The sequence below is a fragment of the Candidatus Bathycorpusculum sp. genome (assembly GCF_009778815.1).
Taxonomy (GTDB): domain Archaea; phylum Thermoproteota; class Bathyarchaeia; order Bathyarchaeales; family Bathycorpusculaceae; genus Bathycorpusculum; species Bathycorpusculum hydrogenotrophicum.
On record NZ_WRFL01000070.1, the window covers coordinates 1 to 10,755 of the forward strand.

Annotated in this window: 10 protein-coding genes; 2 read left to right on the plus strand and 8 right to left on the minus strand. The window is 43.1% G+C overall.

The genetic code is table 11. The annotated features are described in order from the left end of the window. The first annotated feature begins 223 nt into the window (after positions 1 to 223). Positions 224 to 1,186 carry an SPFH domain-containing protein gene (locus tag FWF39_RS10545; protein WP_343383400.1) on the plus strand — a complete coding sequence of 321 codons (963 nt, stop codon included), beginning with the start codon at positions 224 to 226 and terminating at the stop codon, positions 1,184 to 1,186. 6 nt (positions 1,187 to 1,192) lie between these two features. On the opposite strand, the gene FWF39_RS10550 is transcribed toward FWF39_RS10545, so the two are convergent. The 8 genes from FWF39_RS10550 to FWF39_RS10585 form a co-directional block, all read right to left on the minus strand. After that, positions 1,193 to 1,615 carry an NUDIX hydrolase gene (locus FWF39_RS10550; protein ID WP_343383401.1) on the minus strand — a complete coding sequence of 141 codons (423 nt, stop codon included), beginning with the start codon at positions 1,613 to 1,615 and terminating at the stop codon, positions 1,193 to 1,195. A gap of 9 nt (positions 1,616 to 1,624) precedes the next feature. Then, positions 1,625 to 2,398 carry a metal ABC transporter permease gene (locus FWF39_RS10555; protein WP_343383402.1) on the minus strand — a complete coding sequence of 258 codons (774 nt, stop codon included), beginning with the start codon at positions 2,396 to 2,398 and terminating at the stop codon, positions 1,625 to 1,627. A gap of 27 nt (positions 2,399 to 2,425) precedes the next feature. Continuing rightward, positions 2,426 to 3,121 (minus strand): metal ABC transporter ATP-binding protein, encoded by a 696-nt coding sequence (locus FWF39_RS10560; RefSeq protein ID WP_343383403.1) that lies wholly within the window; start codon positions 3,119 to 3,121, stop codon positions 2,426 to 2,428. A gap of 53 nt (positions 3,122 to 3,174) precedes the next feature. Further along, positions 3,175 to 4,782, minus strand: a complete 1,608-nt coding sequence (locus FWF39_RS10565) for a hypothetical protein (RefSeq protein ID WP_343383404.1) — start codon at positions 4,780 to 4,782, stop codon at positions 3,175 to 3,177. A gap of 49 nt (positions 4,783 to 4,831) precedes the next feature. Beyond that, positions 4,832 to 5,296: a hypothetical protein gene (locus FWF39_RS10570; protein ID WP_343383405.1), complete on the minus strand. Its 465-nt coding sequence runs from the start codon at positions 5,294 to 5,296 to the stop codon at positions 4,832 to 4,834. 90 nt (positions 5,297 to 5,386) lie between these two features. Continuing rightward, positions 5,387 to 6,781 carry an Nre family DNA repair protein gene (locus FWF39_RS10575; RefSeq protein WP_343383406.1) on the minus strand — a complete coding sequence of 465 codons (1,395 nt, stop codon included), beginning with the start codon at positions 6,779 to 6,781 and terminating at the stop codon, positions 5,387 to 5,389. A 36-nt stretch (positions 6,782 to 6,817) separates the two neighbouring features. Continuing rightward, positions 6,818 to 7,360: a hypothetical protein gene (locus FWF39_RS10580; protein ID WP_343383407.1), complete on the minus strand. Its 543-nt coding sequence runs from the start codon at positions 7,358 to 7,360 to the stop codon at positions 6,818 to 6,820. 590 nt (positions 7,361 to 7,950) lie between these two features. Then, positions 7,951 to 9,207, minus strand: coding sequence for a hypothetical protein (locus tag FWF39_RS10585; RefSeq protein WP_343383408.1), 1,257 nt, complete (start codon positions 9,205 to 9,207; stop codon positions 7,951 to 7,953). Positions 9,208 to 10,015: 808 nt separating this feature from the next. Here FWF39_RS10585 and FWF39_RS10590 point away from each other — a divergent pair. After that, a partial coding sequence (locus tag FWF39_RS10590) for a CdvA-like protein (RefSeq protein WP_343383409.1) occupies positions 10,016 to 10,755 on the plus strand: 740 nt, incomplete at its 3' end.

A 10,755-nucleotide genomic window follows, 5' to 3' on the forward strand; every position in this document is an offset into this window, starting at 1 on the left:
ATTTTGACCATGTTTTTAGTTGGGTGGGTGCGGTATTTTTGGAAAGGTGTTTTGCAGAGTTTGGGTGGTGAGGTAGTGTGTCGTAAGATAACTCGGGTGGGAAATTATTTTGGGACAAGACAAAAGAAATCCTAAACGACGCTAAAATGGTGCGATTTCTAATAACAAGCTTTAAATTGTCTGCATTGTGTATAATAGGCGAGCAAAAGGGAGAGAAATTGAAATGGTAGATATAATACAAATAATGGCTATAATCATCCCCATAGTAGTCCTTATCTATGTAATCATCACATCACTACGCATCGTCCGACCCACCGAGAGAGGATTAGTTGAACGCCTTGGCAAATACCAGCGCTTTGTTCAACCGGGTATAACTTTACTTGTACCCTTTGTCGACCGCATAATCAAAGTAAACATCACCGAACGCATGACTCCCGTGCAACGCCAAGACGTCATCACACGCGACAAAGTCTTCATGGCTGTAGACGCAGTAGTCTTCTACAAAGTCAAACCCGAAGAAAACTCGGTTAAAGCCTCACAATACTTTGTCAACAACTATGAATCCCAAATCGACACCCTCTCACGCACCGTGCTCCGCGACATCATAGGCGGCATGGACATGGCCGTTGCCAACACCTCACGACCCATCATCAATGCAAAACTAAAAGACGCCCTCGACGAACAAACACGCGACTGGGGCATAGAAATCGTCCGAGCCGAAATCAAAGACCTCGAACCCCCCCGCGGCCTAATGAGCTCCATGGAATCAGTCCTAAAAGCAGACAACGAACGCCAAGCAGCCGAAAAAACCGCCATAGCACAAGCAACCCTAGCAAGCGGAGAAAAAAACGCCTCCATCCAACGCGCCGAAGGCATGAAACAAGCTTCCATCCTACAAGCCGAAGGCCAAAAAACCGCAACTATTGCCATCGCAGAAGGTGACGCAGAAGCAACCAAACTACGCAACGAAGCCCTAACAACCTACTTCAAAGACAGCGCCATAACCTTCAAACAACTAGAAACCATAATGACCTCACTACAAAACAACACCAAAATCATCGTACCCGAAGGCAAAGCCATCTCACTGATACTAAACGAGCAGGAAAACCTCAACAAAGCCTCCTCCATAATCCCCGTGCCAGCACCGCAACAGCCGCAACAGACAAAACCAACAAATACTAAATAATAGTAGTTATGGTTCACGCTTTTGGCGTGAAACATAATCCTCTAACATTTTTTCATGCTCAAACGCCAAAGGCGTAGGCAGAGCATTTAAACTAAAAAGCTGCATTTCCTGCACTTCACTATCCTGCTTTCGCAACTCACCACCAACAATCCTAACAACAAAACACCTAGGATAGTATTCGTACTCCACATTATCCTTATTACCCTTCTCAACATAATCCCCAATCACTTCCACAACAACGGACTCTAACCCCGTTTCTTCTCTGACTTCGCGAATAACTGTTTGCTCAACAGTTTCCCCCGGATCCATTCGACCACCCGGAAGCGCCCAATAACCAATAAAGGGTGGGGTGTTGCGTTTTATGAGTAGAATTTTGTTGTCGGGGTAGGGGATTATGGCTGTTGAAGTTTTGCCGCTATATCGATTCATATCTATTCCCTATGAAGTTAGTTTAAGTCGCCAGTTAATTATCAATGAAACAACAAATATAGCAATTCCTACAAAAACCACCATCGGACCTGGAAACTCTAAAATCGGTTCGACAAAACCCCAAAGCAAAACGCCTCCTGCAGCAGAGATAATCCCAAAGACTGAACTAAACAGTGCATAGCGTTTCATACGGGTGCTAAGCGTTTTAGCTGCTATAGCCGGTACGATAACCAGAAAACCCACAAGCAGGGTGCCGACAATTTGAATGCCTATGGCAACCACAACTGAGACCAAAAACAAGTAGAGCAGATTAGTCCGCGCCACATTTATCCCCTTAGATACCGCCAAATCCTCAGAAATCATCACCAAAACCAGCTTATCATAGATAATCTTGGTTAACACAATGGCAACAACACAAACAATGGCCGCTACACCCGTACTCATCAAAGTAACCTGCGAGATATCCCCAAAGAGCGCCTCTTCAAGCGCTTCAAGTTCACCACCATACATGAAAATACCCAAAGCTAACGCTAAGGTAAACATGGCACCCACAAGAGCCTCAAAGGAAAGCTTGGTTGTACGCTGAATCTGCCAGATGATAATGGCTGTTACAAACAAAAAAGCAAACGCGCCGATATAGGGATTAAAGTGCAAAACAGTACCCAGAGCCAAACCCGGTAATGCTACATGTGAGAGCGCATCGCCCACAAGAGCCATCTTTTCAAGAACCATCAAAGATCCTAGATAGCCTGCGGCAGCGCCTACAAATATGGCAAGAAACAAACTATAAAAAAAAGTTGCATCAAGCAGTTAGGTTCCTCTCCGCGTAGTTTCAACACAGACCGGTCCGCCATGGATCTGATGCTGAACCTCATGTTTGACTATATCTGAGGAGGGCCCATAGAAGGTAACGCATTTGTTAAGTGCTAGCAGATCATCACTATATTCTTGTACAATGTGAATGTTGTGTGTGATGAGTAATATAGTCATTTTTTGTTTCTTTTTAATCTCATTGAGCAACAGATAGATAGGTTCTTCACTGTCCATATCCACCCCGGTTGTTGGCTCATCAAGAAGCAAAACATTAGGATTACCGCTCAACGCCCACGCAATTAGTACACGCCGTAGCTGTCCCCCTGAGAGAACTCCAAGCCGTTTATTTTCAATACCTGCGTTGCTCAAGCGAACCATATCCAAAGCATCCCCAACGCTGATTCCGTTTCCCATAGAGAGAAACTCGTTTACCGTCATGGGTATATCTGAAACCGTTACATACTGAGGAACATAGCCGATTTTAGTTTTTTCCATCCACTCCACTGAACCCGTGTGGGGAACAAGATTTAGCAGAGTCCGGAAAAGCACAGTTTTACCCGCGCCATTGGGTCCTAAAACCGCTAAGGTGGTGCCTCTTGTTACCTTAAAGTTGATATGATCAAGTAAAACTTGATGTTGCATCTTTACACATAGATTTGAAACCTTTAGTATGTACCCGTTATCATCAACCATATGCATGCAACCTATATAGTATAAGGGGAGTACATAAGTTTTGATTTGATACCTTAGGCTTCAAGTTGCCGAATTAGGGTTTCGATTTCTCGTTGAGAAAGATGGCCCTCCTCTTGGAGCATACTCAATCCGTTTTTGATGTTTGTTTGAAAAGTGCTGTTTTTAAGCAAGTTATTTTTCTCAGCTAAACCCCAAAATTGTTTCTCAAAGGCACTGTTTTTTTGAGTATACTCTTGAGCTTGTTTGATAAAATTGGCTACGGAGTTGAAACGTGGTGCAAGCAAATCTCTAGTTTTTGACATGCCCAATGCACCTTTGAGTTTTGAGCTAAAATCAGCTTTCTGGATTATTGAGGGTGCAATAAACAAGTAACGTATGGCTAAATCAGTCTTATATCTAACCACATAGAAGGGCACATAAACCACACTTGGTGCTCTAAGTGCGGGGTCACTAAACCCTAAACCCTCAAAGACTGCCTCGATTACCGCTCTATACCTGAGCGTTTTCTCTATACCCTCCAATACCGGCTTCTCTATCTCACGTAGCTGAATACTTTCTTGCCTAAACGCCGTGATTTTTGCATTTTTGGTTTCCTCAAGGACAACAAGCGGCTGACAAACTAACTTTATTTTGGTGTCCCATTCAAAATTAAGCTCTGCTATATCTTGCTCTTTTTGTCTAGATGTCTTTTTGGTTGATTCATCGATTTTTTTCATTTCTTTTTTAAGTTCAGAGAGCTCTTTTTCAGCCTTTTTAATTTTCTCTTTCCAGCGTTTTTCATAGATTTTATGCCCTTTTTTGGCATGTGCTTTAGCTTCCTGCTTATACTGTTCAATATTATCTTGGGTTTTCTCTATTGAGGTTTGGATTTTAAGTTGTAGCTTCACAAAACTATCCAGTTTTCCCTCAAAATTCTCTGTTAGGTTTTTGAGTTTTCGACTGTATTCTTTGTTAAGTTTAGTTGTTTGGGGTTTGTCCAGTTCCTCTTGAGCTTTGATTTTTGCATCCGCTTCCTCGGTTGTTGCCGCGATTTGATAGTCAATTTCGGTTATGTATTGATTAGTTGTTTTTTTTAGAAGCTGGAGGCATTTGTCGAGTTTTTCTTCTTCTGCTCTAAGTGACCCCTCAAGTTTACCTAGTTCCTGTATTGTAGCGGCAATGGTTGCTTCTTCAAGTGTGGGTGAGAGCAAGGTGTCTGGTTGGGTTGTTTCGATGGCTTCTTTTCTATAGTTGCTGATTTCTTCTCTAAATTCTTCTTCAGCAATTAAGCCCCTCAAAGTGAAGTGCTTCTCTTTTTGGGGTTGACTGAAATAGTTGGTATGATCCGCTAAGAAGGTGGCATAGTTTTCGCGGGGGTGTTGTTTTTGTTCTAGGCTGGTTGTGAATGTTTCAGGGGAGGGTATTTCTGTGTAGGGTATGTTGTAGTCTTTGTCGTTTAAACCGTCAAATATTAGGGTGGTGCCATTTTTTGGAAACATCCACAGGGGGTAGCCGATTTTAGTGATGCATACGAGTTTTTCGGGGGGTTGTTTTGATAGTAACCCTCCGCCTCGGTTTCTGTTTAGTTCTGCAACGGCAAAAATTGCGGCTGCCTCTTGGGGTTCTTTGTTTTTTTGAGCCCAGAAGGGCAGTACGAGTTGTTTAGCCGCAAAGCTAGGCATGTGTGGTCAGTGAAGGTATAAAGTTCTGCTTTTTAAACTTGTCATAACCTTATGTGCGCAGTTCTTTTTTCATGGCTTTAGCCAAAAGCGCCCAAACATCTGCATCATGTTTGCGTAGTTGTTTTGTTAGTTGTTCGGTTTGTTTTTGGGTTAGGTTTTGGTATTCGATGTGGTTTGCTCTAAACTCAAGGCTGGAGCCGTCTTTTTCTGCAGAGATTGTGTAGATGAACCTAGAACATCTATTTGGACCCGACAGATGTATCGCGACCCAACATAACTGGTCGGGATCGAGTTGCACAAGCTTTTCTTTCACTACTGTGCCCTTCTCTGTTTGAAAGGTATCCTTTAAAGTTATACACCTCTCTGAGGTAGGTATGATTTCACGTTTAGCGTTAAGGTCTCCCATCAATACATGATCTTGAGGATCAAAATCAGTGCACCACATGTAGGCTTGGTTTGCTAAAACAGCAAAATGCTGTCTAAAACTGTAACTAGCTACTACCGAGAGGGCCATCTCAATTACCTACGTACAATAAAGAAAACCGGACACAAATATTTTTGTCTCAAATCCTCATTTCCACAGGTTATGTGGGTTATTGTTTGTTTATGTGTCCTGTTTGGGTGTAAAGAAGTCACTTATGCGTCTTTGAAATAGTGTTCTTTTTAAGAGTTCGCTTTGCAGGATCCAGCGTTGCAGGGGAATCTCAAATCGTGTTGCGATAAATTGCAGGGATTGGGCGAGTGTTTTGAATTTGTAGGGTTGTTGGTGCATTGCGTTGCGGACGTTTTCTCGAACTTGCCAGACACCGATGGGCATGATATAACCCGGGCGGGCTTCGCGTAGCACAATTGCGGTGGCTTGGCGGCGTTCTTTTTGGAGGCGTTCGCAGACAGCTAAGCGGGCGCTGTAGTAGCAGCCGCCGATGGCTGCGTAGGTGGTTCGACCGTTGTTGTCTTCCCAGTCACTGTATATGGCAGTGCTTGTGCCATTGGGATTCCATGCAGTACCGGGGTACCATGCCTCTATGGATTCATAGCTCCACTGAGCGGGGATTAAGAGGATCTCAAATATGTTGTCGAGATAGATCGATTCATAGACTTGGTATTCGTTGATCTCCGGAAATGTTTTCACCTTCGCTACCAAGCTCTTTGAGATGATATCATCCACAGCGGTTATGCTCCATCGCGTGGGCACCAATCGCCGCCTCTTCTCTACTCCAAACGCACCTACGCTGAAGGCCTTCTGAATCTTGCTAACCATGACGCCCTTGTTGTAGAGATCCACAACCGCATTAATTGACCCTAGATCTGTGTCATAGTAAGCTTTCTCTATCTTGTCATTGTAGCGTGCGTTACCAACCCTGAGATCGCGAATAGGCGCTGAGGGCCCAAATGGTTGCACATCATCGCTAAGTGTTATGGAACCTTGCGGTTTTTTAGTTAGGTTAAGTTCAGTGTCAACGCTGTTATCCACAAGTGCTAACTCTCGAGTTTTATCGAGGATTTTGCCTGCTTGATGGAGTTTGTTTACATTAACCATATGCTTGCCGCGGATAAGCATGCTGCGAAAGCCTACAATCTCATCTATCGATTTGCCAAACCACTGCTCCGGTAAATCGTATATGCCTGTGTCTTCTTGAATGGGTGGTACCAGTGGTCCGATGTAGACTTGGGGGTAGCCGATTCGTCCGATAAAGACACTGGGCGGAGAGCTGCCTGCAATATCTTGACTGTCCATCAAAGGTACACTTTTGAGAAAAGTGTTGACTTTAACCATGATGGGGCATCGGGTTTTACCGCAAAGAAACCGCGACCCTTTGCAGAGAACACAAAGACTGCTATTGGCGCGGGTAACTACCTGATTTTGCTCAAGCACGCTATGATTGAGATGCTTTATGACATCTATTAACCAATTCTCCGGATTTTGCGTGCTAACGGCGGCTTTTTGACTAGATGACATCAAGGGGTATTGGGTTGTTGCTTGATATCTTTTCTGCACACCTTTACGGCTAAACAAAGTATTTCAAAGCAGGGCTTAGCGGAGGCCCAGTTTTTTGAAAATCATCCGTTTGAGGTCTGATAGTTTTTGCTGAATTATAGGCATGGGCAAGCGTGTTGTATTGGCATCAACCAGCCGTAGCTCACCCTTAATCATGCGCAGGTTGGTTGCTTTAATATCGACTATACCATACCTAGCCAAGGCATATCTAAACTCCTGTATCTGCTCTGGGGTTGGTTGTGCGGGCAATCCATATTCTTGCAGTATACAGTATCTGGTATGCCAGTAGATTTTAGCAAAAAAATGATGCCGTTTCTGCTCAGGAACTGCCTTGTAGGCATGGTGATCACTTTCGATGTTTCTATGGAGGCCTATCTTGAGAACAACTCTTTGGTCTGCTCTATAGCTGCCAAAGATGACTTTGTGCCTGCCCCAACCCACAACATAGAACACCGAAAAATTTTTCAGCACTAGTTCTTCGAGTTTCTCTCGAGTTGGAAAGTGTTTCTCTTTATCTGCCTGTTTGTCTATTAAGTGATCAATCTGTTTAGCCTGCTGATAAATTTCTCTATATCTCAAAAATACGCCTCAAAAAACACACAAATAAACTATGACACACAAAAATAATAAATCTAGACGCCCGCTTTGCCCGCTGATTTTTCTTTAGGGAATGGAAAATTAAATAAACCCTTCTGTAGACCTGGAGACATAGAGGGGAATATAATGTTAGATTTGTGGATAATAATACATGTGCTTGGTTTTAGCGGTCTGCTCTGGTTTAGCGCCTATTTGACCCATAGATGCAGAATCAAACAAGCCAAGAAGCTGCTTAAACATTGCGACATGATTCTTGTGTAGACAATTCATCAACTCTTACGTCTGCTTGAGTGAACTTACTCTCATTATGCTCTAGTTTTGATTGACCGCACTATATCATATTGTAAAACATCCAAAGGTGTCCTTATCTCTTTGTTCTCTGTTGCTGTATAGTTGTGACCTCTCGGGGATTAGTTTGTTTTCAAGCTAATTATGCCGCAAATACGCCTGCTTAGGTAGCTATCGTTTTTGGCATGTCCGATCACTCTTGAAGTTCCATAAAAATAGGTGCTGTGGCTCCTGCTTTTCTGAGGAGCCAAGGTCTAGTGAGTTTTGATGGGTTTATTTGTTAGTTAATAGCTGTCGTTGCCAACATCAGCGGTATTACCCGAAACTTCACCACCCGACCTATTGATCGTTCCATACCCATACCAGTTATACACGCCACCCCCATAGTTGGTGGCTCTGTTATTAGTAATCATGCCGCCTGACATGCTAAAAGAACCAAACCACACACCCACACCCCCGCCAGAAGCAGCGGTGTTACCCGAAATTTTACCATCCGATAAACTAAACGAAGAACGAAAAGCTACACACACTCCGCCGCCATATCTGTGGGCTGTGTTGCTATCAATGACTGCATCACCTGACATAGTAAATGAACCTGCCTCTCCGACATATACTCCGCCGCCATCGACATCATCACCGTCTCCATTTCCATCTACAGCTTGATTATTGGTAATCTTGCCGCTAGTCATTTCAAACACACCTCCAGTGTACACGCCCCCGCCGCCAAATGCGGTATTGCCCGAAATTTTACCATCCGATAACCTAAACGAAGCCCGCTGGATCACATATACTCCGCCGCCATATCTGTGGGCTGTGTTGCTATCAATGACTGCATTACCCGACATAGTAAACGAACCCGTTTCTCCGACATATACTCCGCCGCCATTTCCTTCATTATAGTTGCTGTTTCCGCCTGTAGCTTGGTTGTTGGTAATCTGGCCGTCAGTCATTTTAAACACGCCTTCGTTGTACACGCCTCCTCCACCTGTTGCGGTGTTATCCAAAATCACCCCGCCAACTAACTCAAAAACGCCGCCAGGATTAATGGCTACACCCCCACCCATACCCCAAGGGTTAGTGTTGCCCGAAATCTCGCCATCAAGCATGATGAGTGTCCCGCCTTCATTAACAAGTATCCCCTGGCCATTATCACCGTTCCCATGAGTTACGATAATGCCGTCAAGGGTTAACACTGCGCCGCCATCAACAGTAATAACTTTCTGGCTATCCAGACCAATCAGTCTAAAAAAGTCATTCTCAGCCGCGCTTGTTAGAGTAATATTTGTCCCTCCAGGAATATTGAGCACAGGACCAAGCGTGATGTCTTTAGTGAGGGCAATATCAATATGCAAACCCATTTCTGCCTTATTAACAGCGTCTCTAAGCTCAGCCGCCGTTTTAACACGTATAGGCCCATTATCTACTACCAAAAACCTATACACAAACAAAGAAGTAACCAACACCACAATCACAACCAAAACAACAACTAACAATGTTTTACGTCGTGAACCATGCAAACCAGACTTAGACTTAGTAGCCATGCCATATACCCCTCTGCAAATAATACATAACTAAAAGTAATGGTGGCATATATCTTTTTTTAAGCTAAATAACTGTTTAACATTCTTTACGCTAGATGCTTTTTCATACCATTCCAGACAGCCAAACATGAATTAAACTTGCTCTATACAAACAAGCAAATTGATGCATAATTTTCCGAGAAGATTTATTGTATTTCGATATTTTCAACGGCGGGTCTGCTGCTAAACTGGTTCCCAAGCGGCAACAAAAAATAACAACATGATCTTTAGCTATTTTTTTGAGTCAAGAAACTGTATTAAACGTTTATTTTATATCTGATGCAGATATTACTTTATGGGTGATCGTTTGACTGCTGATACAACCCGAGTAAAAAAACCCAAACTTCCTAAAAAGAAACTTCTCAAAAAAACCACTCACAGATAACTTTGCTCAGTCTCTCATCTGTGAAAATATGGTGACACATGGGTGGTTGCTGTCAATAAATACTGGTTATTGCGTGCTGGCAATGGTTTGTTTGAGTGCTGTTTTTCTGAGTTTATGATTGACGACAAAAAATGGTGATCATGTATATCTATATAATTGTGTTTGAAGTATCTCTAAATTAACATAAACGTGATAGTCCAAATGTTTAGGGACATAAAAAATTGCTGTATTGATAAACATAAAACCTGTTTGTTGCGGCTGTTTTTTACTGCAAAACCGCTCTTTTTTTGCTGTTCCAGCAGTTTTTAATAGTGACCGATATATGTGCATGTTAACAAACGTTATCTCTGATTCTGCGATACTCCACTGCGGTGCCAACCAATAATGATTTCATGGAAATACACGTTTAAAAGATTAAATGAAGAATACGACCTTGCTACAAAAAAGAAGCAGGCCATAGACAGCCTTTGTGCCTCAGGCAAAATCTCACAACAAACACGTGACTCATTCACAGAAGATATCGTGAAAGCAATCACTGAAATCGAAAAACAACGCCAAGACCTCGGAGAAAAAATGCAAGCTAAAACCCAAGAACTAGAAAACCAACTAAAAACGCTTGAAATGCTCCTTGCCAATTATGAAATCCAACATGTCGTGGGCGAAATCGACGAAGAACTATATGTCCGAGAAATCAACCTTCTCTCAATAACCCTTGAAACAACCAAAAATGAATTGGGCATAATAAAAGACGCAACAAACCAGCTCTTTGGCGTCTCAAAACCAGTTGAAGCCCCTGCAACTCCAGAAATAACACCTCCAAAAACAGAAGCACCGGTTGAATCAGCTCCCATGGAAATTCCGGTTGAAACTGCCACAATCGAATCCGCAAACGTGGAAACAGTGCCAGCCGCAGAGACTACATCAGTTGAACCAACCCCGCTCGAAACTCTAACTATGGAGACAACCCCAGGAGAATCAGCTCCAATCGAATCAGCTCCAACTGAAGCTCCAGTCGAGATCGTTGCTGATGCTCCGGTAGAAAATGTTGAACTTCAAGTTCCAGCTGAAGCATCTTTTGAGGAAACTGCAACAGTTGAAGCTCCAACTGAAATTGTTGCTGAAGC